This window comes from Parablastomonas sp. CN1-191 (genome assembly GCF_049354825.1).
Classification (GTDB): domain Bacteria; phylum Pseudomonadota; class Alphaproteobacteria; order Sphingomonadales; family Sphingomonadaceae; genus Novosphingobium.
The window spans coordinates 623,909-650,395 of record NZ_CP186480.1; the positions used below are offsets into that span (position 1 = coordinate 623,909).

General features: G+C 66.1%; 23 protein-coding genes and 1 tRNA gene. 15 read left to right on the forward strand and 9 right to left on the reverse strand.

Annotated features, from left to right (window positions below; all coding sequences use genetic code 11):
• Positions 1-2 precede the first annotated feature (2 nt).
• On the forward strand, positions 3-542 hold the full coding sequence (locus ACOYW6_RS03145) for a DUF1697 domain-containing protein (RefSeq protein ID WP_423142367.1): 540 nt from the start codon (positions 3-5) through the stop codon (positions 540-542).
• The gene (gene rbfA / locus ACOYW6_RS03150; RefSeq protein ID WP_423142368.1) at positions 542-937 is read left to right on the forward strand and encodes a 30S ribosome-binding factor RbfA; all 396 of its coding nucleotides are present in this window, start codon (positions 542-544) and stop codon (positions 935-937) included. Before ACOYW6_RS03145 ends, rbfA begins: the two co-directional genes overlap by 1 nt.
• Here rbfA and ACOYW6_RS03155 read toward each other — a convergent pair.
• The gene (locus tag ACOYW6_RS03155; protein ID WP_423142369.1) at positions 934-1,353 is read right to left on the reverse strand and encodes a GNAT family N-acetyltransferase; all 420 of its coding nucleotides are present in this window, start codon (positions 1,351-1,353) and stop codon (positions 934-936) included. The two genes, rbfA and ACOYW6_RS03155, sit on opposite strands and share 4 nt — an antisense overlap.
• A gap of 62 nt (positions 1,354-1,415) precedes the next feature.
• Here ACOYW6_RS03155 and ACOYW6_RS03160 point away from each other — a divergent pair, with 62 nt between their 5' ends.
• From ACOYW6_RS03160 to ACOYW6_RS03185, 6 genes are all read left to right on the forward strand, one after another.
• The gene (locus tag ACOYW6_RS03160) at positions 1,416-2,003 is read left to right on the forward strand and encodes a thymidine kinase (RefSeq protein WP_423142370.1); all 588 of its coding nucleotides are present in this window, start codon (positions 1,416-1,418) and stop codon (positions 2,001-2,003) included.
• The gene (locus tag ACOYW6_RS03165) at positions 2,000-2,692 is read left to right on the forward strand and encodes a site-2 protease family protein (protein ID WP_423142371.1); all 693 of its coding nucleotides are present in this window, start codon (positions 2,000-2,002) and stop codon (positions 2,690-2,692) included. Before ACOYW6_RS03160 ends, ACOYW6_RS03165 begins: the two co-directional genes overlap by 4 nt.
• A gap of 1 nt (position 2,693) precedes the next feature.
• A complete protein-coding gene (gene truB, locus ACOYW6_RS03170; RefSeq protein WP_423143051.1) occupies positions 2,694-3,593 on the forward strand; it encodes a tRNA pseudouridine(55) synthase TruB in 900 nt (299 codons plus the stop codon).
• Positions 3,594-3,597: 4 nt separating this feature from the next.
• On the forward strand, positions 3,598-3,867 hold the full coding sequence (gene rpsO, locus ACOYW6_RS03175) for a 30S ribosomal protein S15 (protein WP_423142372.1): 270 nt from the start codon (positions 3,598-3,600) through the stop codon (positions 3,865-3,867).
• A 255-nt stretch (positions 3,868-4,122) separates the two neighbouring features.
• Positions 4,123-6,441, forward strand: a complete 2,319-nt coding sequence (pnp, locus tag ACOYW6_RS03180; protein WP_423142373.1) for a polyribonucleotide nucleotidyltransferase — start codon at positions 4,123-4,125, stop codon at positions 6,439-6,441.
• Positions 6,442-6,514: 73 nt separating this feature from the next.
• Positions 6,515-7,177: a spermidine synthase gene (locus ACOYW6_RS03185; protein ID WP_423142374.1), complete on the forward strand. Its 663-nt coding sequence runs from the start codon at positions 6,515-6,517 to the stop codon at positions 7,175-7,177.
• Here the strand turns inward: ACOYW6_RS03185 and ACOYW6_RS03190 are convergent.
• The 4 genes from ACOYW6_RS03190 to ACOYW6_RS03205 all read right to left on the reverse strand — a co-directional run bounded on the left by ACOYW6_RS03190 (position 7,174) and on the right by ACOYW6_RS03205 (position 10,520).
• Entirely contained in the window at positions 7,174-7,311 is a 138-nt protein-coding gene (locus tag ACOYW6_RS03190) for a DUF2474 family protein (protein WP_423142375.1), read from the reverse strand. The genes ACOYW6_RS03185 and ACOYW6_RS03190 overlap by 4 nt on opposite strands.
• Complete coding sequence (gene cydB, locus ACOYW6_RS03195) at positions 7,311-8,318, reverse strand: cytochrome d ubiquinol oxidase subunit II (RefSeq protein WP_423142376.1); 1,008 nt, start codon at positions 8,316-8,318, stop codon at positions 7,311-7,313. Before cydB ends, ACOYW6_RS03190 begins: the two co-directional genes overlap by 1 nt.
• Entirely contained in the window at positions 8,315-9,733 is a 1,419-nt protein-coding gene (locus tag ACOYW6_RS03200; protein WP_423142377.1) for a cytochrome ubiquinol oxidase subunit I, read from the reverse strand. Before ACOYW6_RS03200 ends, cydB begins: the two co-directional genes overlap by 4 nt.
• Positions 9,734-9,833: 100 nt before the next feature.
• Positions 9,834-10,520 carry a GcrA family cell cycle regulator gene (locus ACOYW6_RS03205; RefSeq protein ID WP_423142378.1) on the reverse strand — a complete coding sequence of 229 codons (687 nt, stop codon included), beginning with the start codon at positions 10,518-10,520 and terminating at the stop codon, positions 9,834-9,836.
• A gap of 89 nt (positions 10,521-10,609) precedes the next feature.
• Between ACOYW6_RS03205 and ACOYW6_RS03210 the strand changes: the two genes are divergently transcribed.
• A complete protein-coding gene (locus tag ACOYW6_RS03210; RefSeq protein WP_423142379.1) occupies positions 10,610-11,500 on the forward strand; it encodes an ABC transporter permease in 891 nt (296 codons plus the stop codon).
• Here the strand turns inward: ACOYW6_RS03210 and hspQ are convergent, their stop codons facing one another.
• Positions 11,501-11,881 (reverse strand): heat shock protein HspQ, encoded by a 381-nt coding sequence (hspQ, locus tag ACOYW6_RS03215; protein WP_423142380.1) that lies wholly within the window; start codon positions 11,879-11,881, stop codon positions 11,501-11,503.
• 161 nt (positions 11,882-12,042) lie between these two features.
• Between hspQ and ACOYW6_RS03220 the strand changes: the two genes are divergently transcribed.
• Positions 12,043-12,132, forward strand: a tRNA-Ser gene (locus ACOYW6_RS03220).
• 334 nt (positions 12,133-12,466) lie between these two features.
• On the opposite strand, the gene ACOYW6_RS03225 is transcribed toward ACOYW6_RS03220, so the two are convergent.
• The 3 genes from ACOYW6_RS03225 to ACOYW6_RS03235 all read right to left on the reverse strand — a co-directional run bounded on the left by ACOYW6_RS03225 (position 12,467) and on the right by ACOYW6_RS03235 (position 16,509).
• Positions 12,467-13,849 carry an alpha-amylase family glycosyl hydrolase gene (locus ACOYW6_RS03225; RefSeq protein ID WP_423142381.1) on the reverse strand — a complete coding sequence of 461 codons (1,383 nt, stop codon included), beginning with the start codon at positions 13,847-13,849 and terminating at the stop codon, positions 12,467-12,469.
• Positions 13,846-15,360 (reverse strand): MFS transporter, encoded by a 1,515-nt coding sequence (locus tag ACOYW6_RS03230; protein WP_423142382.1) that lies wholly within the window; start codon positions 15,358-15,360, stop codon positions 13,846-13,848. Before ACOYW6_RS03230 ends, ACOYW6_RS03225 begins: the two co-directional genes overlap by 4 nt.
• Positions 15,361-15,471: 111 nt before the next feature.
• Complete coding sequence (locus tag ACOYW6_RS03235) at positions 15,472-16,509, reverse strand: LacI family DNA-binding transcriptional regulator (RefSeq protein WP_423142383.1); 1,038 nt, start codon at positions 16,507-16,509, stop codon at positions 15,472-15,474.
• A 198-nt stretch (positions 16,510-16,707) separates the two neighbouring features.
• Here ACOYW6_RS03235 and ACOYW6_RS03240 point away from each other — a divergent pair, with 198 nt between their 5' ends.
• From ACOYW6_RS03240 to ACOYW6_RS03260, 5 genes are all read left to right on the forward strand, one after another.
• Positions 16,708-19,398: a TonB-dependent receptor gene (locus ACOYW6_RS03240; protein ID WP_423142384.1), complete on the forward strand. Its 2,691-nt coding sequence runs from the start codon at positions 16,708-16,710 to the stop codon at positions 19,396-19,398.
• Between the two features lie 63 nt (positions 19,399-19,461).
• A complete protein-coding gene (locus ACOYW6_RS03245) occupies positions 19,462-20,973 on the forward strand; it encodes a tryptophan halogenase family protein (RefSeq protein WP_423142385.1) in 1,512 nt (503 codons plus the stop codon).
• The gene (locus ACOYW6_RS03250) at positions 20,970-22,802 is read left to right on the forward strand and encodes an alpha-amylase family glycosyl hydrolase (RefSeq protein ID WP_423142386.1); all 1,833 of its coding nucleotides are present in this window, start codon (positions 20,970-20,972) and stop codon (positions 22,800-22,802) included. Before ACOYW6_RS03245 ends, ACOYW6_RS03250 begins: the two co-directional genes overlap by 4 nt.
• Positions 22,799-24,424: an alpha-amylase family glycosyl hydrolase gene (locus ACOYW6_RS03255; protein ID WP_423142387.1), complete on the forward strand. Its 1,626-nt coding sequence runs from the start codon at positions 22,799-22,801 to the stop codon at positions 24,422-24,424. Before ACOYW6_RS03250 ends, ACOYW6_RS03255 begins: the two co-directional genes overlap by 4 nt.
• Entirely contained in the window at positions 24,421-26,469 is a 2,049-nt protein-coding gene (locus ACOYW6_RS03260) for a glycoside hydrolase family 97 protein (RefSeq protein ID WP_423142388.1), read from the forward strand. Before ACOYW6_RS03255 ends, ACOYW6_RS03260 begins: the two co-directional genes overlap by 4 nt.
• The last annotated feature ends 18 nt before the right edge of the window (positions 26,470-26,487 follow it).

Sequence of the window (26,487 nt, forward strand, 5' to 3'; positions counted from 1 at the left end):
TCTTGGCGCGCTACCTCGCCCTGCTCGGTTCGATCAACGTCGGCGGCAATCGCCTGGCGATGAGCGAACTGCGCGAGGCGCTGGCGCGCGAGGATTTCGAGGACGTCGAGACGGTGGTGGCAAGCGGCAACGTGCTGTTCACGCACGAGCCGCGCCCGTCCGAGGGGCTGGCGGACAAGATCGCCTATGTCCTGAAGGACCGATTCGACATCGCCTCGACCGTGATCGTGCTGACGCGTGACGAACTGGCGGCGACGCTGGCGGAAAGCCCGTTCGCGGACTGCGAGGGCAAGGCGGTCCATGTCCACTTCCTGGCCGGCCAGCCGACCGGGGCGCAGTTCGACGCGTTGGTGGCCGACCATGCCGGACGGGGCAGCGAACGGATCGCCCCCGGCACCCGCGCGCTGCACATCGACTTCGCCGCGGGTGTCGCCGACTCCAAGTTGACCGGTCCGTTCATGGAGCGCCGGCTCGGCTTCAAGGGCACCGCGCGCAATCGACGCTCGCTCCAGCGCATTCTCGACAAGATGGACGCCGCCTGATGGCCCGTTTGCCCGCTACCCCCGAAACCCGCTCGGTCCGCCTGCTCAAGGTCGGCGAGCAGGTCCGCCACGTGATTTCCGAACTGTTGCTGCGCCAGGAGGTTCATGACGACGTCCTGACCGCGCACGCCGTCTCGGTGACCGAGGTGCGCATGAGCCCCGACCTGCGCCACGCCAGCGTCTTCGTGAAACCGCTGCTGGGCAAGGACGAGGAGGTCGTGCTCAAGGCCCTGCGCACCAACACGGCGTTTTTCCAGAAGGCAGTCGCCGGCAAGCTTAAGCTGAAATATGCCGCCAAGCTGCGGTTTCTGTCCGATGAGAGCTTTGACGAAGCGGCACGGATCGACGCGCTGCTGTCCGATCCCAAGGTCAAGCGCGACCTGGGCGAGGACTAGAGGTCCCAGAAATACAGTACGCAGTCCTTCGCTTCGGCGAAGGACCCGTACCATGCGCGCGCGCCGTCATTTCCGCGCTCAGTCGCCAGCCATATGTCGGCGCAGCCCAGTTCGCGCGCGCAGGCTTCCAGTTCGGCCAGCAGCGCGCGGGCGATGCCGCGGCGGCGATGGTCCGGGCTGACCGCGACCTCGTCGACGTAGAGGTCGCTCGGCTTGTCGGGATGGCGGTGCAGCGCGCCCATCGCCTGACCGATCACGCGCCCGTTCTCGCATGCGACGACCAGCACCGTGCCGGGGTCGGCCAGATAGGCGGCCAGCAGGGCCGCATCGATGGGATCGTTGAAGACGCCCGCGGCGACGTCCACCAGCCGGTCGGCATCTGCTGGGCCGATCCGCACGATCAAAAATTCGTCCATCGCCGGCCCGTACCTTTACGAACGCCGTTTGCGTCCGCCCCGCTGTCCCCTAACAGGCGAACATGGCCAAGCTCTATTTCTACTACGCCAGCATGAACGCGGGGAAGTCGACAACGCTGCTGCAGGCGGATTTCAACTACCGTGAGCGCGGCATGGCAACGATGCTGTGGACCGCCGCGCTCGATACCCGCGCCGACCACGCGATCGAAAGCCGGATCGGCCTGGGCGCGGACGCGCACCGGTTCGATGCCGATACCGACTTGTGGGAGCGTGTCACCGCCGCGCACCGGGTTGAGCCACTTGCCTGTGTACTGGTCGACGAGGCGCAGTTCCTGACGCCGGTCCAGGCCTGGCAACTCGCCAGGCTTGCGGACGAGGCCAACATCCCGGTCCTTTGTTATGGCCTGCGCACCGATTTCCAGGGCGAGCTGTTTCCCGGCGCGGGCGTGCTGCTGGGCATTGCCGACAGCCTGGTCGAGCTCAAGGCGGTCTGCCATTGCGGACGCAAGGCGGCGATGAATCTGCGGGTCGATGCCCAGGGCGCAGCGGTCAAGCAAGGTGCCCAAACCGAGATCGGCGGCAACGACCGTTACGTGGCGCTGTGCCGCCGCCATTTCACCGAGGCGCTCGGCGCCGGGCCGGTGACATGAACGACACGATCGTCCAGGCCGCCGCGCTGATCATCCCGTTGGTGATCGCAATCGTCTTTCACGAGGTTGCGCACGGCGCGGTGGCGCGGATGCTGGGCGATCCGACGGCTGCCGAGGCGAACCGGCTCAGCCTCAATCCGCTTCGCCATGTCGACCCGGTCGGCACGGTCATCGTGCCCGGCCTGCTGGCGCTGGCGAAGGCGCCGGTGTTCGGCTGGGCCAAGCCGGTCCCGGTCGATTTCACCCGGCTCAGGAACCCGCGCGCCGGCATGGCGATCGTCGCCGCTGCGGGGCCGATGACCAATTTCGGGCTGGGCGTTCTCGGCGCGATCCTGCTGGGGCTGCTGCTGCGGATCCATGGCGGGGTGCAGGCACCGACCGGCGTCGTTGGCTTCATCGCCCAAAACCTGGTCAACTTTCTGCAGATCAATATCTTCCTGGCACTGTTCAACCTGCTGCCGATCCCGCCGTTCGATGGTTCGCACATCGTCGAGGCGGCGCTGCCGCGCCCGCTGGCACGCGGCTACGCGGCGCTGCGGCAGACCGGCTTCCTGCTGGTGCTGGTGGTTCTGGTCGTGCTGCCGTGGGCGTTCCCGTCGTTCGATCCGGTCCCGGCGCTAGTCGGGCCGCCGTTCGACTGGGTCTACGGGCATTACCTGTCGCTCGCATCGCTCATCGCCGGGGGTTGACCTGCCGCACGGCTGGCTGATCCTGGACAAGCCGCTCGGGCTCGGCAGCACGCAGGCGGTTGCCGCGGTCAAGCGCAACTTGCGCGAGGCCGGCCACGGCAGGGTCAAGGTCGGGCACGGCGGCACCCTCGATCCCCTGGCAAGCGGCGTCCTGCCGATCGCGCTCGGCGAGGCGACCAAGCTGGCCGGGCGAATGCTGGACGCCAGCAAGACCTATGAATTCACGATCGCGTTCGGCAGCCAGACCGACACGCTCGACGCCGAGGGCCGCGTGATCGCAGAAAGCGACCTGCGCCCCTCGCGTGCCGAGGTCGAGGCCGTGCTGCCGCGTTTCAGCGGCGCCATCGAGCAAGTGCCGCCCGTCTTTTCCGCGCTCAAGGTCGACGGCGAACGGGCTTATGACCGGGCCCGGGCCGGCGAAGCGGTCAACCTGGTTGCGCGCGCGGTCACCATCCACGCGCTTGCGCTGCAATCGGGTGGCGAGGGCGAGGCGACGCTGCGCGCCGACGTATCCAAGGGAACCTACATCCGCAGCCTTGCGCGTGACATCGCCCTGGCGCTGGGAACGGTCGGCCATGTCAGCTATCTCAGGCGCACGCGGGCTGGACCGTTCGGCATAGAAACGGCGATTTCACTGGACAAGCTGAACGAAATCGGCAAGGGCGCGCCACTTGAACAGGTACTCTTGCCGCTTGAGGCAGGGCTGGACGACATCCCGGCTCTAACCCTCGACCCGGAGCAGGCAAGGGCGGTCCGACAGGGCCGTGTTCTGACCGGACTGGCTCTCGACGACGGGCTGCATTGGGGACGCGCGGGCACCACGCCTGTCGCCCTGCTGCAGCTTTCCGGTGGCACGGCCACCGTCGTCAGGGGCTTCAACCTTCCCGATGTCGCGGAGTAAGCATATGTCGGTGACCGCCGAAAAGAAGCAGGAAATCATCTCGGACAACGCCCGTGCCAAGGGCGATACCGGTTCGCCGGAAGTCCAGGTCGCGATCCTGACCAGCCGTATTCTCACCCTGACCGAGCACTTCAAGACCCACGCGAAGGACAACCATTCGCGCCGCGGTCTTCTGATGATGGTCAACAAGCGTCGTACGCTGCTCGACTACCTGAAGAAGAAGGACGTCGACCGCTATAATGCCCTGATCCAGAAGCTGGGTCTGCGTAAGTGACGTAATGCTTCGGCCCGCCTCTGGCGGGCCGTTTAGCATCACGACAGCCTGAACCCGGTTCAGGATCCATCGGGCCAAGCCGCGATGGGAAGAATGGGTCCCGGACCGATCCGGGATCACGTAAACGGCCAGAGGCCTGCAATTCGGCAGCCTCGGCCACTGGATGCACGAAGCGTCCGCACCGGACCGGGACGGTACACCCGGCACACGAGGCCCCGCGCCGCAATTGGGCCGCGCGGGTTCACAAGGATAATCATGTTCGACATCAAAACCGTATCGATGGAGTGGGGCGGAAAGACCCTCACTCTGGAAACCGGGCACATTGCCCGCCAGGCCAATGGCGCAGTGCTCGCCACTTATGGCGAGACCGTGGTGCTCTGCGCCGTGACCGCCGCCAAGGGCGTGAAGGAAGGGCAGGATTTCTTCCCGCTTACCGTTCACTACCAGGAAAAGTTCTTCGCCGCCGGGCGCATCCCGGGCGGCTTCTTCAAGCGTGAGCGCGGCGCGACCGAAAAGGAAACGCTGGTTTCCCGCCTGATCGACCGTCCGGTCCGTCCGCTGTTCCCCGAAGGTTTCTATAACGAGATCAACGTGATCGCGCAGGTCCTGTCGTTCGACGGCGAGACCGAGCCCGATATCGTCGCGATGATCGCCGCCTCGGCTGCGCTCACCATTTCGGGCGTTCCGTTCATGGGCCCGATCGGCGCGTGCCGCGTCGGTTACGAGGACGGTGAATACACGCTCAACCCGAAGCAGGACGTTGCCGCCAACGGCCAGCTCGACCTGATCGTCGCCGCCACCGGCAACGCGGTCATGATGGTCGAATCCGAAGCCAAGGAGCTTTCGGAAGAAACCATGCTCGGCGCGGTGCTGTTCGCGCACGACGAGATCCGCAAGGTCACCGACCTGATCATCAAGCTGGCCGAAAAGGCCGCCAAGGACCCCTGGGACATCGCCATCAGCGACAACTCGGGCGTGAAGGCGAAGCTCAAGGACCTGATCGGCAAGGACATCGCTGCCGCCTACAAGCTGACCGACAAGTCGGCCCGATCGGCTGCGCTGAACGCCGCGCGCGACAAGGCCAAGGAAGCCTTCTCGGGCGAGGACGCGCAGACCCAGATGGTCGCCATCAAGTCGGTCAAGAAGGTCGAGGCGGACATCGTTCGCGGCGCCATCCTCAAGGACGGCACCCGCATCGACGGTCGCACCACCACGCAGGTCCGTCCGATCGAAGCGATGGTCGGCTTCCTGCCGCGCACGCACGGTTCGGCGCTGTTCACCCGCGGCGAGACGCAGGCGATCTGCACCACAACGCTGGGCACCAAGGACAGCGAGCAGATGATCGACGGGCTGGAAGGTCTGTCGTACTCGAACTTCATGCTGCACTATAACTTCCCGCCCTATTCGGTTGGCGAAGTTGGCCGTTTCGGCGCCCCGTCGCGCCGTGACACCGGCCACGGCAAGCTGGCATGGCGCGCGCTGCGCGCGGTGCTGCCGAGCAAGGACGAGTTTCCGTACACGATCCGCGTGGTGTCCGACATCACCGAGTCCAACGGATCGTCTTCGATGGCGACCGTCTGCGGCGGCGCGCTGTCGATGATGGACGCCGGCGTGCCGATCAAGCGCCCGGTTTCCGGCATTGCGATGGGCCTGATCCTGGAAGGCGACAAGTTCTCGGTCCTGTCCGACATCCTGGGTGACGAAGATCACCTCGGTGACATGGACTTCAAGGTCGCCGGCACGTCCGAGGGCATCACCACGATGCAGATGGACATCAAGATCGCGGGCATCACGCGCGAGATCTTCGAAGCCGCGCTGCACCAGGCCAAGGACGGCCGCGCCCACATCCTGGGTGAGATGACCAAGGCGCTGGGTTCGGCCCGGACCGAGCTTTCGGCCCATGCCCCCCGCATCGAGACGCTGCAGATCGACAAGTCGAAGATCCGCGAAGTCATCGGTACCGGCGGCAAGGTCATCCGCGAGATCGTCGCGGAAACCGGTGCCAAGGTCGACATCGACGACGAGGGCCTGATCAAGATCAGCTCGTCCGACACCGCGCAGATCGAGGCTGCCAAGGCCTGGATCCTGGGCATCGTGGAAGAGCCGGAAATCGGCAAGGTCTACGACGGCAAGGTCGTCACGATCGTCGATTTCGGCGCCTTCGTGAACTTCATGGGCGGCAAGGACGGCCTGGTCCACGTCTCGGAAATGCGCAACGAGCGCGTCGAGAAGCCGACCGACGTCGTGTCGGAAGGCATGCCGGTGAAGGTCAAAGTGCTCGAGGTCGATCCGCGCGGCAAGGTTCGCCTGTCGATGCGCGTCGTCGACCAGGAAACGGGCGCCGAGCTGGAAGACACCCGTCCGCCGCGCGAGCCGCGCTCGGACCGGGGCGGTGACCGTGGCGGCGACCGTCGTGGCCCGCGCAGCGGCGGCGGCGGTGGCGGCCGTGACCGTGGTCCCCGGAACGATCGGGGCGGCGACCGCGGCGATCGCGGGCCGCGCCGTGAGCGTGAAGGCGGCGAAGGCGGGGGCAACCCAGACCACATGCCGGCTTTCCTCAAGTCGGACGACTGATCGTCCGACCTGACTGGAACAGAGGGGCCGCAAGCGATTGCGGCCCCTTTTTCTTTGGCCATAGGTACCGTCCATGATCCCCCGCGACATCATTGCTGCCGCTCATGTCCCAGGCGGCGAGGACCTGATGCTGTTCCGTCACGACCATGATTTCATCATCATGTCGGGGCGCGAGGAGCTGATGGGCACACGCATGCGCCACTCAGAGGAGCAGCTCGCGATCGAGACGCTCAATCGGCTGGCCGTGGCGGCGCCGCGGCTCTTGATCGGTGGATACGGCATGGGCTTCACGCTGCGCGCGGCGCTGGCCGGAATGGGCGAGCGCGGCCGCGTGACGGTAGCGGAGCTGGTGCCCGAGATCGTCGAATGGGCGCGCGGACCGATGGCGGAACTGACTGCCGGCTGCCTCGACGATCCCCGGCTGGAGCTGAAGATCGGCGACGTTGCCGAGGTGATCGCGGCGGCCGCCGGCACATACGACGCCATCCTGCTCGATGTCGATAACGGGCCCGACGGGCTTGTCCGCGCGGAAAACGACCGGCTTTACACGCCTGCCGGGCTTCAGGCCGCGCGGCGCGCGCTGCGTCCCGGCGGCCTGCTGGCGATCTGGTCGGCCGCGCCCGATGCGGGCTTCACGCGCCGGCTGAAGAAAGCCCGTTTTGCGGTCGAGGAGGCCACCGTCTTTGCGCGACCCAACCGCAAGGGACCGCGCCACACGATCTGGTTCGCGCGTTAAAGCGCAGCGTGGATGAGGACTGCGACGACCGTCAGCGCCGCCACCCCTCCGGCCCAGTAAAGCGCCAGCCACCCCAGCCGGCCGCGCAGCGGCCTCGCTTCGGCAGGTTCAGTCAGGTCCGGCTCGATCCGCATCAGTGATACCCGTCGGTGCCGACCTTGCCGCGGAAGACCCAGTAGGCCCAGCCGGTGTAGGCCAGCAGGATGGGGACGATGAAAAGCGCGCCCACCAATACGAAGTGCTGGCTGCGCTCCGGCGCAGCGGCGTCCCAGATGGATACCGACGGCGGCACGATGGCCGGAAAGATCGAGATGCCCAGCCCCGCCATCCCGAGCAGGAACAATGCCAGCGCGGCAAGGAACGCCTTGCCCGGCCGTCGCTTGGCCAGCGCGCCGAGCAGGACCACGAAAGCAAGCCCGGTCAGGACCGGGACCGGCGCGACGAACCAAAGCGACGGCGTGCTGAACCAGCGCTGGTAGTACTGCGGGAACAGGAACGGCGTCGCCAGGCTGACCGCGATCATCAGCGCGGCGACCGCGAATGCCGCCAGCCGGGCGATCCGATAGCCGTGGTCCTCGGCCTTGCCCTCGGCCTTGAGCGCAAGCCAGCAGGCGCCCAACAGCACGTAGCCGCAGACGACACCCAGGCCCGTCAGTAGCGAGTAGGGCGACAACCAGTCGAGCCAGCCGCCCGCATAGGCGCGATCACGCACCGAAACGCCTTGGATCAGCGCCCCAAGGATGATGCCCTGCGCCAGTGCCGCGACGAACGACCCGCTGGTGACCGCGAAATCCCAGAACCGGCGATGGCGCGGATCGCGCCAGCGAAACTCGAACCCCGTGCCGCGAAACACCAGCGCCAGCAGCATGGCGATGATCAATGGATAAGTCGCCGGCAGGACCAGCGCGTAAGCGAGCGGGAAGGCCGCGAACAGCAGCGCGCCGCCCATGACCAGCCAGGTCTCGTTGCCGTCCCACACCGGCGCGACCGAATTGAGCGCCTGGTCCCGTTCCTCGCCATCGGCCAGCGCGGGCAGGAGGATGCCGATGCCGAGGTCGAAACCGTCCAGCACGACGTAAAGCAACACCGCGAAGGCGATCAGTCCGGCAGCGGCCACCGAAAGGTCGAACGGGACCGTCATCGTCCGTCTCCATCGCCCTGTGCCGGGCCGGGCGCCGTGCCCGACGTGCGGATCGGGCCCTTGCCGGCCGGATGTTCGGCCAGGTCGGGCTCATGCGGGTGCGGCGGCTGCGCCATCAGCCGCAGTACGTACCAGATGCCGAAGCCGAACACCGTGCAATAGACCGCGGCGAAGGCCGCCAGCGACGTCGCGATGGCTGGCGCCGCGACCTTGCCCAGGGCATCGGCGGTGCGCAGCAGGCCGTAGACGACCCAGGGCTGGCGCCCTACTTCGGTAACGATCCACCCGGCGGTCACCGCGACGAAGCCCGACGGCCCCATCAAAAGCGCCAGCCGGTGCATCCAGGCCCAGTCGAACAACCGGCCGCGCACGCGGGCCAGCAGGCTCCACAATCCGAGCGCGAACATCGCGAAGCCGAGTGCGACCATAACGCGGAAGGCCCAGAACACGATCGCGACCGGCGGCTGGTCCGCGCGCGCGACGGTGTCGAGCCCGGCCAGCGGCGCGTTGGCATCGTGCTTGAGGATCAGCGAGGACAGCTTGGGTATCTCCACCGCCCAGCGCACCGTCTGCGCGTCCTGGTCGGGCCAACCGAATAGGATCAGCGGCGCGCCGTCAGGGTGGCTCTGGAAATGGCCCTCCATCGCCATGACCTTCGCAGGCTGGTGCTCAAGCGTGTTGAGCCCCTGGCTGTCGCCGGCGAGGATCTGCACGGGCGCGACCACCGCAGCCATCCACATTGCCATCGAGAACATCGTTTTTACCTGCGCGGTCGCGTGGCCGCGCAGGAGGTGCCAGGCGCCGACCCCGCCGACGGCGAGCGCGGTCGTCAGGTACGCGGCGATCACGGTATGGACCAGGCGGTACGGGAAGCTGGGATTGAAAACGATGCGCCACCAGCTGTCGCCCGGCAGCAACTGGCCGTTGGGGCCCAGTACGTAGCCCGTCGGCGTGTGCATCCACGAATTAGCGCTAAGGATCCAGAACGCCGAGATCGCGGTGCCAAGCGCCACCATGCAGGTGGCGCCGAAATGCAGTCCCTTGCCGACCTTCTTCATCCCGAACAGCATAACGCCCAGGAAACCGGCCTCCAGGAAGAACGCCGTCATCACTTCGTAGGCCATCAGCGGCCCCAGGATCGCGCCGCCCTTGTCCGAGAAGTTCGGCCAGTTGGTGCCGAACTGGTAGGACATGACCACGCCCGACACGACGCCCATCGCGAAAACGACGGCGAATATCCGCAGCCAATAGCGGTAGAGATCGAGGTACTTGGGGTCGTTCTTGGCCAGCCACAGGCCTTCCAGCACCGCCAGATAGCTCGCCAGCCCGATCGAAAAGGCGGGGAAGATGAAATGGAAGGTGACCGTGAAGGCGAACTGCAGTCGCGCCAGCAAAAGCGCGGTCTGGTCGATCATGGCAAGTGTCCGGTTCCGTGAACAGTTAACCCGGACTCCCTAGCCGATCGTAACGGCGGTTACCCGTGCAAAACGCGTTAGCGCTGTTGCACGGGGCGCCTTAGCGGACGCGCGGGCCGCCGAAGGGCAGCGGCGGGGGCGGGCGGCGATGGCCGCGCGGCAACTGCGCCTGGTACGCGCGGCCGCAATGCTCGACGCAGTACGGGAAGCCGGGGTTCACCTTGACCCCGCAGAAATGGAAGTCCGGCTCACCCGGGTGGCCCATCGGCCAGCGGCAAATGCGGTCGTTAAGCTCAAGCAGGCTGGTCTTGTCGGCCATTTCCGGGCTTGGCTTGGCCGGCACCAGGCGCCGCGGCGGCGCCGGCGGGATCGGCGATTGCTGATCGCCCGGGCCCTGACGCAGGAACCCGCCGGGACCGACCGAAACGATGCGCGGCGCCGGCGGCGGCGCTGGTGCAGACGGATCGGCGGGGGCGGCCGCTTGCGGTGCCGGCGGCGCGGCGCGCGGAGCCGGCGCGCGCGAAGTCGGCGCGGGGCGGGGCGGCAGGTCGGCTTTGGGCGGTTTGGGGGCGGGGGCCGCGGCAGCTGGCGCGGCGGCAGCGGCGGGCGCGGCGTCCTTTTCGTTCGGCTTGACCGGCGACGGACGCGACTTGAGGCCAAGGCGGTGCGCCTTGCCGATCACGGCATTGCGGCTGACCCCGCCCAGTTCTTCCGCGATCTGGCTGGCTGTCGAACCGCCTTCCCACATCTTGGTTAGTTTCTCGATCCGTTCGTCGGTCCAGCTCATGCCATTTCCAGTTCGTCGGCGCCGGGGCGGCGCCACGGTCAAAAGTCGCGGGCTTGCCATGACCGCGGCCTGCCGATAGGCGGCGGGACATGGCCGATCAACCCTATGTCGCGGTGCCGCAGGATGCCGCGCCAGTCCCTTCGGGATCAGGCGCCGCAGCTCGTTTTCCGGCCCCGGGAGTGCCCCAGATACACCGCATGAACGGCCTGGGGCTGTGGACCCTCTATATGAAGGAAGTCCGCCGGTTCTTCAAGGTCCAGACCCAGACGATCTGGGCCCCGGCGATCACCACCCTGCTTTATCTGATGATCTTCACCGTCGCGATGGGTCGCGGCGGGCGCGAAGTGCTGGGCGTGCCGTTCGCCAGCTTCGTCGCCCCCGGGCTGATTGTGATGGGCATGATTAACAACGCCTTTGCCAACACCAGCTTCAATTTCCTTGCCGGCAAGATCCAGGGCACGATCGTCGATTACCTGATGCCGCCGTTGTCGGAGAGCGAGTTAATGATCGGCCTGATCGGAGCGGCGCTGACGCGTGCGATCTTGGTCGGTGCGGCGATCGCATTGGTCATGGCGTTCTGGCCGGGCGTGTCGCTGGTGGTCCGGCACCCGTGGGCAGTGGCGTGGTTCGGCGTCATGGGATCGATCCTGCTGGCGACAATCGGGCTGTTCACGTCCTTGTGGGCGGAAAAGTTCGACCACGCAGCGATGGTGACGAACTTCGTTGTCACCCCGCTGACGATGCTGTCGGGGACGTTCTACGTCATCGACAACCTGGCGCCGTCATTTCAGGCGGTGAGCCGCGTGAACCCGTTCTTCTACGTGATATCCGGGTTTCGCTTCGGCTTCCTGGGCCAGAGCGACATCGGTTCGACCAATGCGCATGTCATGAACGGGGCGCTTTACCTTGGCGCGCTCAACCTCGTGCTGCTGACGGCACTCTACTTTGTTCTGAAAAGCGGGTGGAAGCTGCGTTCCTGATCAGTGGGTCATCGACCGGCGCAGGCGATAGCGCCCGTCGGCAAAATTCTCGAACAGTTCGCCCAGCTGCGGATGATCGACCGGCCCGTGCTCCCCGTCGGCGACCAGGTTCTGCTGGCTGACATAGGCGACGTAGCTGGAGTCGCCATTCTCGGCGAGGAGGTGGTAGAACGGCTGGTCGCGCCGCGGACGGACGGTTTCGGGGATGGACTCGTACCACTCCTCGCTGTTGGCGAAGACCGGATCGACATCGAAAACCACGCCGCGAAAGTCGAACATGCGGTGGCGAACCACCGCGCCGATGCCGAAGCGCGCACGCGTGCTGGCGGGCGCTTCGATCCGGCGGCCGGCAGTGGCGGAAAAGAATGTTGCTCGGTCCATTGGCTCCAAGATAGGTTTGCGCGGTGCGCCAAACAATGGCGCCGGCGCGCTTCTTCCCCGATTTTCGCCAATCCGGGGGCTTGCCTGCCGCCGCAGCCTGCGCTACCGGCGCGCTTCCTTCGACCGGGAAGGCCCTTGCGGGTCCCCAAAAGGCATCTCACGGAGAGGTGGCAGAGTGGTCGAACGCGCCGCACTCGAAATGCGGTTTACGGGCAACCGTAACGTGGGTTCGAATCCCACCCTCTCCGCCATTACCCGCCAATTTCAGGTAGAATTCTGCAACGGGGCAGGGTTCTTTCCGTAACTGCGCCGGTTTGAAGGACGATCCCGCATCAGTTTGGCAGCGCCTGCAGGGGCGAGCTTTGGGTGAGACCCCAACGTCCAGTCCGTGGCGTTACGCTCCGGTACAATCCGCATAACCACCCGATGGCGGACCACTTATATCGGTCGCTGGCAGATGCTTCACGGGCCTGCACCCCCGATCCCCCAAGCCAGGCCCGGCGGAGCATCTGCTAATCCTCCGAATTGCAAGACCGCGGGGCCCTTTAGAACGGCAAGCGCGCTCCCGCCGCCTTGCGGAGGCTCTCAGCGACCCTCGCTGGATAGCAGGCGGTAGCCCCAGGCAGGCAGCGCGACGCTTTCACCGGCCCTGAGCGTGACCCGCGCCGACGATCCGAATTCGCGGTACGTCCCGGCGGCGTGGGCGTCGGCCAGCGTGGCGGTTACGGGCTTGTCGGAAAGGTTGAACAACCCCACCACCGTGTTGCCGTTTGCCTTGCGGATCCAGGCGAAAATCTGGGCCGGTCGGTCGGTATTGACCTGGCTCATCCTGCCGCCCCATTGACCGTTGGCAAGCGCCGGATTGGCCCGGCGGAAGGCTATCAGGTCATGGAACAGACGGCCCTGCGTGCAGCCGGGTGCCTGGTTCCAGGCGATCGGATCCTTTTCGAAGAATTCCAGCCGCTTGGCGTTGCAGGCTTCGCCGCCATTGTAGATCATCGGCAGGCCTTCGCCGGTGAATGACAGCGCGATCACCGCGGGCAGGGCGGGGCCGAAGTTCTCGGCCATGGTGCCTTCCCAGGCATTGCTGTCATGGTTTTCGACGTAAGTCAGGCGCATCGCCTCGCGCGGCCACGCGCTCTCGTTCTCACCGTAATAGCCGTACAGCGCGGTCGCGTCGGCCTCGCCGTGCGCGATCTTCTTCATCGTGTCGTGCCAGTCCCATGCGTAGACCGCGTCGAAGGCCTTGCGCGTCAGCTCCGGGGTCTTCCATTCGGCGAGCATGAAGACCGGTTTGATGGCCTCGAGCCGGGCGCGTTCGCGCTCCCAGAAGTCGATCGGGACATAGCCGGCGACATCGGCGCGAAAGCCGTCGACGCCATAATCGCGGACCCACATTTCCATCGCCTTGCCGACATGCTCGCGCACGCCGGGCTTCGTCCAGTCGAGGTCGACGATGTCGGACCAGTCGGCCCACGGGGTGGGGCGGAAATGGCCTTGCCAGTCTTTTTCGTACCAATCCGGGTGTTGGGTGACGAGCCGGTTGTCCCAGGCGGTGTGATTGGCGACCCAGTCGAGGATGACCTTGAAGCCTTGCGCATGGGCGGCGTTCACGAAGTGGCGAAAGTCCGCCTTGGTCCCGAACTCCGGGTTGACGTCGTAATAATCGCGGACCGAATAGGGGCTGCCGAGCGTACCCTTGCGATTCATGGCCCCGATCGGGTGAATCGGCATCAGCCACAGCACGTCGACGCCCAGTGCCTTGAGCCGCGGCAGCTGCGCCTCGGCCGCGGCGAAAGTTCCCTCGGGCGTAAACTGGCGCGTGTTGATCTGGTAGAGCACCATTTGCCGCGACCACGCGGGGTGGTGGATCGTCGAATAAGGTGCAGGCTGCCACACCGCGTCCTGCGCAGAAGCGGCTACCGGGGCGAGCGCAAGCGCTGCGCTGAGCGCGAGCGAACGGATCATGCGGCTTCCCCGCGCGCGGGAACAGCGGCGGCAACCCGGGTCATCGCCGCGGCGGCGACCAGCCAGCTGGCGGCGGCGAACAACATCGTCCACACCGGCTGGCCGGGGAACAGGTGTTTCATGATCGTTCCCATTACCGTCGCGACCAGCAATTGCGGCAGGACTACGAAAACGTTGAAAAGGCCCATGTATATGCCGAGTTTGGCCTGCGGCAGGTTACTGGCCAGGATCGCGTAGGGCATCGCCAGGATGCTGGCCCAGGCAATACCGATACCCACTTCGGCCGACAGCAGCAGGTAAGCGTCGCGCACCAGGAAAAACATCGCGAACCCGATCGCGCCCAGCACCAGGCAGATCGAGTGCGTGGTCACTTGCCCGAAGCGGCGGCTCATCCACGGCAGCAAAGCCAGCGCCGCCACCGCGGCGACCCCGTTGTAGACGGTGAACAGCACGTTCACCCAGTTTGCGCCTTCGTTGTAGGCGGCACTGGCCGTGTCGATCGACCCGAAGACGTACTGCGTCACCACCGGGGTGGTGTTGATCCACATGATGAAAAGCGCGCTCCAGCTGAAGAATTGCACCAGCGCCAGCCGCTTCATCACCGCCGGCATGCCGGCGAAATCGCCGACGATCTGCGTCAGCATCCCGTTGACCCGGCCCTGCTTCGCCAGCGACACCGCCAGCGCGCTGAGCAGGCCGTAAATCGCCAGCAGTGCGGCCAGCAGGTAAACTTCCTTTTCGAGATCGAACGCCCGCGTGATCAGCGCCACGCCCGCGCCGAGGATCGCCCAGCCAAGCGCAGAGCCGTAGCCGCGCGCGGCCAGCGCCTCTACCGGGGCGGGGCCGATCGCATGGCCATCGGCGAATGCAGCCTGCTCCTCCGGCGAATATTCGCGGGTCGTCAGCACGGTCCACAAAACCGCCGCGAACAGCGCCGCTCCGCCGGCCCAGAAGCTCCACCGCACGGTGGCGGGCAGCATCCCTTCGGGAGCCACGTTGGCGACGCCCAGCCGTTCCAGCAGGTAGGGAAAGATCGAGCCTACGACCGCACCGGCGCCAATGAAGGCGGTCTGCACCGCATAGCCGGCGGCGTGCTGATCGGTCCGCAGCATGTCGCCGACAAAGGCCCGGAACGGCTCCATCGAGATGTTGAGGCTTGCGTCGAGCAGCCACAGCAGCGCTGCCGCAAACAGCAGCGGCGCGCCAAGTGTCGGAGCCATCGGCATCAGGAACAGGGCCAGCGCCGCTAGCACGGCGCCGGTCAGGAAATAGGGGCGCCGCCGCCCCAGGCGGTTCCAGGTGCGGTCGGACAAGTGCCCGATGATCGGCTGGACGATCAGGCCGGTCAGCGGCGCCGCCACCCATAGCGCCGGCAGATCGTCCATGCTGGCGCCCAGGGTCTGAAAGACGCGGCTCATGTTGCCGTTCTGCAGAGCGAAGCCGATCTGGATGCCGAAAAAGCCGAAGCTGATGTTCCAAAGGCCCGCAAAGCCCTGGCGCGGTTTCTCCATTGCGGAGCTGTCCTTCCCATTTGACGTGGCGAACTTTCGCCGCCTTTCAGCGCGATGGCTGGCGCAAAGCGGCGCCCCCGGCAAGCCGCATACGAATGTTGTGCAACGCGGTCAGCCGGTTCCGGTGCTGCCCCGTACCACCAGTCGGGTCGGCAGCAGCGGGTCAGGGCGCGTGCGCCCGGCGATGTCGGCCAGCAGGGTTTCGACCAGCCGTTCGCCGGCGCCGCGGATGTCCTGCTGGATGGTGGTCAGCGGTGGCCGCGCCAGGCTGGCGGCCGGTATATCGTCGAAACCGACCACGGCGACATCCTCGGGCACGCTGCGTCCAGCTTCGGCCAGTGCGCGCAGTGCCCCGATGGCGATGAGGTCGGACGCCGCGAAGATCGCGTCGAATTCCGCGCCGCCGGCAAGCAGCGCCTGCGCGGCGCGGTAGCCGGCCTCCTCGCTGGTGAAGGCATCATGCTGCAGCGCTGGGTCGGGTTCGAACCCGGCATAGCGCAGCGCGGCGCACATGCCTTCGTAGCGGCTCGCAAACTCGGGATAGTGGCGATCGGCATGGCCGAGGAAGGCTATGCGGCGGCGGCGGCGGCGGGCAATCAGGTGCTCGCAGGCCATCCGCCCGGCCTCGAAGTTGTCGGAGCCGACAGTGCCCTCGGCCTCGCCGGTAACCGAGCCCCAGCGCGCGAAATGGGTGCCCTGGCGGCGCAATTGCTCAAGCCGGTCGGCGTAGATTGCCCAATCTCCGTATCCCAGCAGGATCAGTCCGTCGGCCCGGTGGCTGTCCTGGTAACGGACGTGCCAGTCGTCCTCGAGCCGCTGGAACGAGATCAGCAGGTCCAATCCTCGGTTGGCGGCCGCGCGCGTGATCGAGCCGAGCATCGCCAGAAAGAACGGGTTGATCATCGATTCGTCGGGGGTCGGATCCTCGAAGAACAGCAGCGCGATGGTGTTGGAGCGCTGGCTGCGCAGCGAGCTGGCGTTCTTGTCGACCGTGTAGTTGAGCTCGCGCGCGATCCGTTCGACCTTGTCGCGCGTCGCCTGGCTGACAGAGCGGTCGCCGCGCAAGGCGCGGCTGACGGTCGGCTGCGAAACCCCCGCCAGGTAGGCGATGTCGAAACTGGTCGGCCTGCCGGTGGGTGAGCGACCCATGGGTTCTCCCTGTGCGCCGGAGACTACGCGCAGCACGGCGTAAATTCAAACCCGGCGCACCATCCGGCGTGATGCAGCGAAGCAACACCGTTGCTGCTGCGCTGCACAAGCATACGTATGCTGGCTTTCCGCGCCCGCCATCGCGCTCCTAAGCGCCGCTCGTAGGCGCGACAACAGCGTCTGTGAGGGAGACCCATCTTGGCTATTCGCAATTTCTTCGCGCGCAGCGCCAGCGGCTCGGCGATCGCGCTGGCGCTGGTCGCCGGTTCGACCGCCCCCGCGCTCGCCCAGACCACCGGCGCTTCGGCCAGCCCCGCCGCCGACGCCCCCGCCACCGACGCCGATAGCAGCGCCATCGTCGTCACTGGCTTCCGCGCCTCGCTGCAGAGCGCCGCGGCAACCAAGCGCCGCGCCGACGTCGTCGTGGAATCGGTCAAGGCGGAAGACATCGGCAAGCTGCCCGATAACGGCATCGGCGAATCGATTGCCCGCCTTCCGGGCATCTCGGCCCAGCGTAACGCCGGCCGCGCCAACATCATCTCGATCCGCGGTTTCGGTCCGGACTTTTCGACGACCACGCTGAACGGCCGCGAGCAGACCACCACCAATGACAGCCGTGCGGTCGAATTCGACCAGTTCCCGTCGGAAATCCTCTCGGGCGTCGACGTCTACAAGACCACCTCGGCCGATCACACCGCCGGTGGCCTCGTCGGCAGCATCAACCTCAAGACGATCCGTCCGCTCGAGGCCGGCAAGCGCATCGTCGCGATCGGCGCGCGCGGTACTTACGTCGACCAGAAGCTGCAGCCCGACAGTGCCGACAAGGGCTACCGGGTCTACGGCACCTATGTCGACCAGTTCGCCAACGACACGGTCGGCGTGGCCTTGGCCGCGGCCTATACCAACGAGCCTTACCAGACGCGCGACTTCAACGCCTGGGGTTACGGCGGCTACGGCCCCAACGCCTACGGCATGAACGGCATCAAGACGTGGGTGGAATCTGACAAGCTGAAGCGTCTCGGACTCAACGGCACGCTTCAGTTCAAGCCGAGCGAGAACCTGATCCTGACGATCGACGGCCTCTATTCGCATTTCGTCGACAACATCGACCAGCGCGGCTTCGAAATGCCGCTCAACTGCGGCGGCGGCTGCGGCCACGACCAGATCGTCAGCTACACTGCCGATCCGCGCGGCCTGGTCACCACGGCGACCGTCAAGGGCACGCCGGTGATCGAGAACTACGCCAGCGACCGCAAGGCAGACCAGTACTCGTTCGGCGGCAACCTGGCGTGGAACAACGACGACGGCCTGCGCGCCATGGTCGACGTCAACTGGTCGCACACCAAGCGCACCGATGACCGGCTGGAAACGACCGCCGGCCTCGGCCGCGCGCTGCCTTATGCGACCGCGCAGCTGACCTACAACCTGACCGACAAGGGTCCGACCTTTGTCAGCAACTACAACGGTGCCAGTTCGGCGCTGGTGCTGACCGACGTGGAAGGCTGGTCGGGCTCGCCCATCCAGGCCGGTTACGACAAAATTCGCCGCAGCGTCGACGATCTCAAGGAAGTCCGCGCCGAGCTCGAGAAGGACGTCGGCGGCTTCGTCAAGTCGATCGAGCTGGGTGTCGATCACACCTACCGCACCAAGCACCTGACGCAGGACGAAGCGTTCCTGTCGCCTCCGGGCGGTGCCGCCACCGCGGCGATCCCGGCCAACCTGCTACTGACCCCGGTCACGCTCGATCGCGGCCTTGGCCCGATCGTCACGTACGATCCGCGCAAGCTGGTAGGCGCCGGCGTGCTGACCTACCTGCCCAATCCGTATGGTGCGTCGCAGGCGTTCAACATTACCGAGAACGTCTTCACGCCTTACGTGATGGCGAAGCTCGAGGCTGATCTTGGCGGCGGCAACCAGCTGACCGGCAACATCGGCGTCCAGGGCGTGCACACCGACCTGACGTCGACCGGCGCGGTCAACCCGACGATCAAGGACAGCTACTGGATGGTGCTGCCCAGCATGAACCTGACCGTCCGTACCCCGGACAACCTGGTGGTTCGCCTGGCCGCGTCGGAGCAGATGATGCGTCCGCGCATGGATCAGCTCAACAACATCGTCAGCTTCGGTTACGACCAGCAGCAGAAGATCTACGTCGGCAGCGGCGGCAATCCGCTGCTGCGCCCCTACAAGGCGCTGGCGCTGGACCTTAACGTCGAGAAGTACTTCGCCCGCACCGGTTATGTCGCGGCGCAGATGTTCTGGAAGCACCTCGACACTTACATTGATCCCAGCGGCATCGATTTCGCCTATGACTTCTCGGCCTATCCGGTCCCGCCGGGCCAGGTGCCGAGCACGCCGGTCGGCCGCTTCAGCGGTCCGGTGAACACCAAGGGCGGTTACATCATGGGCTTCGAGCTCGCCGGCACCCTGCCGTTCGAGGTCATCAGCCCCTCGCTCGACGGTTTCGGCCTGACCGGCGGTTTCGGCCTGACGTACACCAAGGCGATGAACTATGCCGGCCAGCCGACCCCGATCCCGGGTTATTCGAAGTACGTCGGCAACCTGACCGCGTACTACGACAAGGCCGGCTTCAGCGTCCGTGGTTCGATGCGCTACCGCTCGTCGTTCCTGGGTGACTTCTCGCTGTTCAGCGGCGGACTCGATCGCCAGCAGGTCCTGCCCGAGACGGTGTTCGACGCGCAGGTCGGCTATGACTTCGCCGAGAACAGCGCGCTGCACGGCCTGTCGATCTACGTCCAGGGCCAGAACCTGACCGACGAGCGTTCGGCCACGGTAGCCAACGTCAACAATGCGCCGTTCCCCGGCGCCTGGCTGAAGTATCAGACTTACGGTCGTCGCTACGTCGCTGGCTTCACCTACAAGTTCTGATGCGGTGCTGGCGGGTCCGGCCGGATTGCCCGGTCGGACCCGGCAGGCCATGGACCTGATCCCATGAGCGAACCCGCAAAACTATCGATCGTCGTCGCCGGAGGCGGCTCGGCCGGCTGGATCGCAGCCGCGACCCTGGCCCGTTTCCTGGGACCGCGCGCTGCCATCACCCTGATCGAATCCGATGCCATCGGAACGGTCGGCGTGGGCGAGGCAACGATCCCGCAAATTCACAACCTGCTGATCGGGCTTGGCATCGATCAGCGCGAATTCCTGTGCGCCACCAACGCCACCTTCAAGCTGGGCGTGGAATTTGTCGACTGGCGCCGCGCCGGCGAAAGCTACATCCACAGTTTCGGACAAGTCGGCCGCGGCGTCGGCCTGATCCCGTTTCGCCAGCTGTGGCTGCGCGGGCGCGAACTGGGCGTTGCGGGCGATTTCGGGCTCTACAGCGCCAACGTTGCCGCCGCCCGGTCCGGCCGGTTTGCCCTCGGTGCCGGTCCGGGCAATGCGCCCGAAATGGCTTATGCCTATCATTTCGACGCGTCGCTGTTCGCCCGTATGCTGCGTGCCTATGCGGAAGAACGCGGCGTCACCCGGGTGGAGGGCCAGATCGCCGGGATCGAGCGCGACGGCGCCAGTGGCAATATCGCCGCCTTGGCCCTCGACGGCGAACGCCGCATCGGCGGCGACCTTTTCATCGACTGCACGGGTTTTCGCAGCCTGCTGCTGGGCCAGGAACTTGATGTTCCTTTCGTCGACTGGAGCCACTGGCTGCCCTGCGATACGGCGCTGGCCGTCCCCTGCGAGAATACCGACGCGATGCGCCCGTTCACCCAGTCGACCGCGCGCCCGGCCGGTTGGCAATGGCGCATCCCGCTGCAGCATCGCACCGGCAACGGCCACGTCTTCTGCTCGGCCTTCATGGACGAGCGCAAGGCGGCCGAGCTCCTTCTGGCCAACCTCGAGGGCAAGCCGCTCGCCGATCCGCGTCCGCTGCGATTTGCCACAGGGCACCGGCGCGAATTCTGGTCGCACAATGTCGTGGCGCTTGGCCTGGCCGCCGGGTTCATGGAGCCGCTGGAATCGACCTCGATCCACCTTGTCCAGTCAGGCATGGCGCGGCTGCTCAACGTGCTGCCGGGCAATCTGGCCGAAGTGGCCCCGGCGCGGGCGCTGTTCAATCGCCTGTCGGCGACGGAATGGGAACGCGTGCGCGACTTCATCGTGCTGCACTATGTCCTTAACGAACGGGTGGGCGAACCGTTCTGGGACTATTGCCGGACGATGGAACTGCCAGCGACGCTGGCCGATAAGATCGCGCTGTTCGCCGAAGCCGGCTTGTTCGTGCGCGAGGAGGACGAACTGTTTCTCGACGATAGCTGGGGGCAGGTGATGATCGGGCAGGGCCTTGTGCCGCGCGGTCATTCGCCGCTCGCCGATGCGGTGCCGGGGGACGACATCGGCCCGTTCCTGGACAGTCTGGCGCGGGCCAACCGCGTTCGGGCGGAGGCCATGCCCAGGCATCGCGACTTCGTCGCCCGGGCGACAGGCGAAGCAGTGGGAAGCACATGATCAAATTGACCCTGGCCGCCGTCCTGGCGTTGTCGCTTGTCACGCCTGCCATTGCGCAGGACGCGGCGGCACCTTCGGCCGACAGCTTCCGCGCCCGCGCGCCGAGCGACGAGGTGGTCTATTTCGTCCTTCCCGATCGGTTCGAGAACGGCGATCCGAAGAACGATCGCGGCGGCATCAAGGGCGATCGCCTGCAGTCGGGCTTCGACCCCGCCGCCAAGGGCTTCTACCACGGCGGCGACCTCAAGGGCCTGTCTGAAAAGCTCCCCTACCTGCAGAAGCTGGGAATCACCGCGATCTGGGTCGCGCCGATATTCAAGAACAAGGCCGTGCAGGGGCCCAAGGGCGATGAGAGCGCCGGCTATCACGGCTACTGGATCACCGACTTCACCCGGCCCGATCCGCACTTCGGCACCGCGGACGAATTCCGAGCCTTTGTCGCTGCCGCGCATGGCATGGGGATGAAAGTCTACATGGACATCATCACCAACCACACCGCCGACGTCATCCGCTACCGCGAGGGCGACGCGGCGAACTATGCCTATCGCAGCCGCGGCGACTATCCCTACTCCCGCCAGGGCGGGACAAGCGGGCCTGCGATCAATGCCGGCTTCAAGGGCGATGAGGACAGCAGCGAGGCAAACTTCGCGCGCCTGACGAACCCCGACTACGCCTACACCCCCTACGTTCCCAAGGGCGAGGAGCACGTAAAGGTCCCCGCCTGGCTGAACGACCCGGACTATTATCACAACCGGGGCAACTCGACCTTTACCGGCGAGGACAGCCGGTTCGGTGATTTCTCCGGTCTTGACGACCTGTTCACCGAGAACCCGCGCGTGCGCCAGGGCATGGTCGCCATCTATGCCGACTGGATCAAGCGTTACGGCATCGACGGCTACCGCATCGATACCGCGCGCCACGTCGATCCCGGTTTCTGGCAGGCTTTCGTGCCCGCGATCCTGGACACTGCCCATGCCCGCGGCATCCCCAACTTCACGATGTTCGGTGAAGTCTTCAAGGACGTGCCCGACAACGGCTACATCGCCCAGTACACCCGCCGCGACCACTTGCCGGCGGTGCTCGACTTCGCATTCCAGTCTGCGATGCGCGAGGTGCTGGGACGCGGGAAGGGCACCGTGGTGCTCAATGAGCTCTATGCCGGCGATGTCCTTTACGAGGGCGGCGAAGCCGCGGCGCTCAACCTGCCGACGTTCCTAGGCAACCACGACATGGGCCGTTTCGCGATGCTCCTGAAGGCGGACATGCCCGGGATTTCGCCGGACGAACTTCTCAAGCGCGTAATGCTGGGCCACGCGATGCTGATGACGCTGCGCGGCGCACCGGTGATCTACTACGGCGACGAGCAGGGCTTCGTCGGCACCGGCGGCGACCAGTTGGCGCGCGAGGACATGATGCCCAGCAAGGTCGCAGCCTACAACGCTTCGCAACTGATCGGCACCGCCGCCACCACTGCCAGCGACAACTTCGACGAAAACCACCCGCTCTTCCGCCTGATTTCCGAGCTTTCTGCGGTCCGGCGCGCGCACCCCGCGCTGATGCACGGGCGCCAGGTCGTGCGCCATTACGAGCAGGGGCCCGGTGTTTTCGCGGTCAGCCGCTTCGATCCCGCGAGCGGGGCTGAAATCGTCCTGGCCTTCAATACCGCCGCCACCGCCCACAGTGCCAACGTGGTCGTCGGCTACGACGGGCGCGCGTTCGAAACGCTGTCGGGCACTTGTCCCGCGCAGGTCGCCGCGCCCGGATCGGCGCATTTCGAGCTGCCGGCTTTCGGCTGGGCTGTCTGCCGCGTGAGTAGCAAGGCGCCATGAACCGGCCCGAGAGCATAGCTACCACTCAAGCGTCCACCGCGCCGCGCCCGTGGTGGAAGGGGGCGACGATCTACCAGATCTACCCGCGCAGTTTCATGGACTCCAACGGCGACGGGATCGGCGACTTGCCGGGTATCGCCAGCCGGCTCGATCACGTCGCCGATCTTGGCGTCGACGCGATCTGGATCAGCCCGTTCTTCACCAGCCCAATGAAAGACTTCGGGTACGACGTTGCGGACTATTGCGATGTCGATCCGATCTTCGGGACGCTTGCCGATTTCGACGCCCTGGTGGCGCGGGCCCATGAGCTTGGGCTCAAGGTGCTGATCGACCAGGTCTATTCGCATACCTCCGACGAACACCCATGGTTCGCTGCAAGCCGCGCAGCAAAGTCGGGCGCGCACAGCGACTGGTACGTCTGGGCCGATGCCAAGCCCGACGGTTCGCCCCCGTCTAACTGGCAGTCCGTATTCGGCGGCCCGGCGTGGACGTGGGACGCCCGGCGGGGGCAGTATTACCTGCACAATTTTCTTTCCAGCCAGCCACAGCTCAACCTCCATAACCCGGCGGTGCAGGATGCGGTGCTGGACGTGATGCGGTTCTGGCTGGACCGCGGCGTCGATGGATTTCGCATCGACGCACTCAACTTCGCGATGCACGATCCGGGGCTGCGCGATAATCCGCCCGCACCCGCGACCGATCGGGCGCGCACGCGCCCGTTCGACTTCCAGCTGCGCGTTCACAACCAGTCGCATCCCGACATTCCCGCTTTCATCGAGCGAATCCGCGCGCTGACCGACACGTACGAAGGCATCTTCACCGTCGCCGAAGTCGGCGGAGACGAAGCCGAGCGTGAGATGAAGGCCTTTACCGCCGGTGAAAGCCACCTCAATTCGGCTTACGGGTTCAATTTCCTTTACGCCGAACGGCTGACGCCGGGGCTCGTCTGCGCGGCGCTGGCGGAATGGCCGGACCGGGCCGGAACGGGCTGGCCGAGCTGGGCATTCGAAAACCACGACGCGCCCCGCGCGCTGAGCCGCTGGTGCGCCGAGGCCGATCGCCCGGCGTTCGCCCGCCTGAAGATCCTGCTGCTGATGGCGCTGCGCGGCAATGCCATCATTTACCAGGGCGAGGAACTCGGGCTGACGCAAGTCGAGATTCCGTTCGACCAGCTCCACGATCCCGAGGCGATCGCCAACTGGCCGCTGACACTGAGCCGCGACGGCGCCCGCACGCCGATGCCGTGGGACGGCGCGGCCGCCGACGCCGGATTTGGCTCCGGTGCGCCGTGGTTGCCGGTTGGCCCCGAGAACGCGGCCAGGGCAGCCGATATCCAGGCAGCCGATCCGAATTCCCTTCTCAATCACACGCGCGGCGTCCTGGCGCTGCGCAAGGCACACCCGGCGCTGCACCACGGTGCGGTGCGCGGCTGCCGCGCCGACGGCGACCTGCTTGTGCTCGACCGTGAGGGCGACGGCGAGCGGGTCCGCCTCATCGCCAACCTGGGAAGCGGTATCGTGTCGCTGGGTGCGGACGTCGCTTCGGGCACGCTGCTGGCATCCGTCAACGGCGCATCGACCGAAGTCCTTCCTCCCTTTGCTGCGCTGGTGATCCTGACATGAACGTTTTCCGCCTGATGCCGGTCCTGATTGCGGCAATGTTCCTGGCCGCACCGGCGCAGGCGGCGACCGTCACCTCGCCAGATGGGCGCACCGCGGTGACGCTGGACGCTGACGGGGAAGGGGTGGCGTTTTACGAGGTTGTGCGCGACGGCAAGCCGCTGATCGTCAAGTCCGCGCTGGGCTTCACCTTTACCGACGCCGACCCCATGCGGCGCGGCTTCAAGGTGGTCGGCACGACGACCGACAAGGCCGACACCCGGTGGGAACAACCCTGGGGCGAGCGGCGCTTCATCGCCGATCGCCATAACGAACTTGCGGTCACGTTCCGCCAGGATGGCGCTGCTCGGCGCACCGTCACCGTGCGGATGCGCGTCTTCGATGACGGTATCGGCTTTCGCTACGAATTCCCGCAACAGGCCGGCCTGCCGACCGCGCGCATCGCCGAGGAACTGACCGAATTCAACCTTTCGCAGGACGGCGAGGCCTGGTCGATCCCGGCGGGCGACTGGAACCGCTACGAGTATATCTATTCCAGGACCCCGATCTCATCGCTGAGCACGGTGCACACCCCGGTGACGATGCGTACCGCGGGCGGCACCTACCTGTCGTTTCACGAGGCCGCGCTGGTCGATTACTCCAGCATGTGGATCAAGCGGGTCGATGGCCTTCGTTTCCGGACGCTGCTGGCACCGTCCTCGCGTGGAGCCAAGGTCGTGCGCAGCGGCGCCTTCGATACCCCGTGGCGCACAGTCCTGATTGCCGACGCGCCGAAGGGCCTGTTCGAAAGCAATATCGAACTCAATCTCAACGAGCCCAACAAGCTGGGCGACGTCAGCTGGTTCAAGCCGATGAAGTACATCGGCGTGTGGTGGGAAATGCACCTGGAAAATTCCAGCTGGGCCAGCGGACCCAAACACGGCGCGACCACCGCCAATACCAAGGCCTACATCGATTTCGCCGCGCAGCATCACTTCGGCGGCGTGCTTGTGGAAGGGTGGAACAAGGGCTGGGACGGCAACTGGTTCGGCAACGGCCGCGACTTCAGCTTCACCCAGGCCTATCCCGATTTCGATCTGGCCGCGGTCAGCGCATATGCGCGCCGGAAGGGCGTCCAGCTGATCGGCCACCACGAGACCGGCGGTAACACCGCCAATTACGAAGCCCAGCTCGAGCCCGCGATGGCGCTCTACGAAAAGATGGGCGTTCACGTGGTCAAGGGCGGCAATGTCGCCGATGCCGGCGGGATCATCTCGTGCAATGCCGACATCGCCGATCCTTGCGGCAAGGAGGTGCTCGAATGGCATGATGGCCAGCGGCAGGTGCAGCACCACATGCACGTGGTGGAAGTCGCCGCAAAGCATCACATCGCGGTCAACCCGCACGAGCCGGTCAAGGACACGGGCCTTCGGCGCACTTATCCCAACTGGGTCTCGCGCGAAGGGGCCCGCGGGGCCGAGTACGATGCCTGGGGCGTGCCCAAGAACCCGCCGAGCCACGTCCCGACGCTGATTTTCACGCGCCTGCTGTCTGGCCCGATGGACTACACGCCGGGCGTCCTGTCGCTCGAAGGGCGGGGTGGTACGCCGATCCCGTCGACCCTGGCGCGCCAGCTCGCCTATTACATTGCGATCTACTCGCCGATCCAGATGGCGGCAGACCTGCCTGCCAACCTTGCCAAGTACCCGCGTGAACTGGCCTTCATCGAACAGGTCCCGGCCGATTGGGCGGAAAGCCTGATGCTCGATGCCAGCATCGGCGAATACGCGGTGATCGCGCGTAAAGACCGCAAATCCGCCGCCTGGTACATCGGCGGCGTAACCGACGACAAGCCGCGTGCGCCCTCGGTCGCGCTCGATTTCCTCGACAAGGGACGCTCATATACAGCGACGATCTGGCGGGACGGCGACGGCGCGGACGGACTGGGCGACCAGTCAGCGAAGCACCGCATCGTCATCGAGACGCGCAAGCTGACCAGCCGCGACACGCTGGCGATCCCGATGGCGGCGGCCGGCGGCTACGCGGTGGCCCTGGTGCCGGCAAAGTGAAAGCGCGCCGGTTCGCAG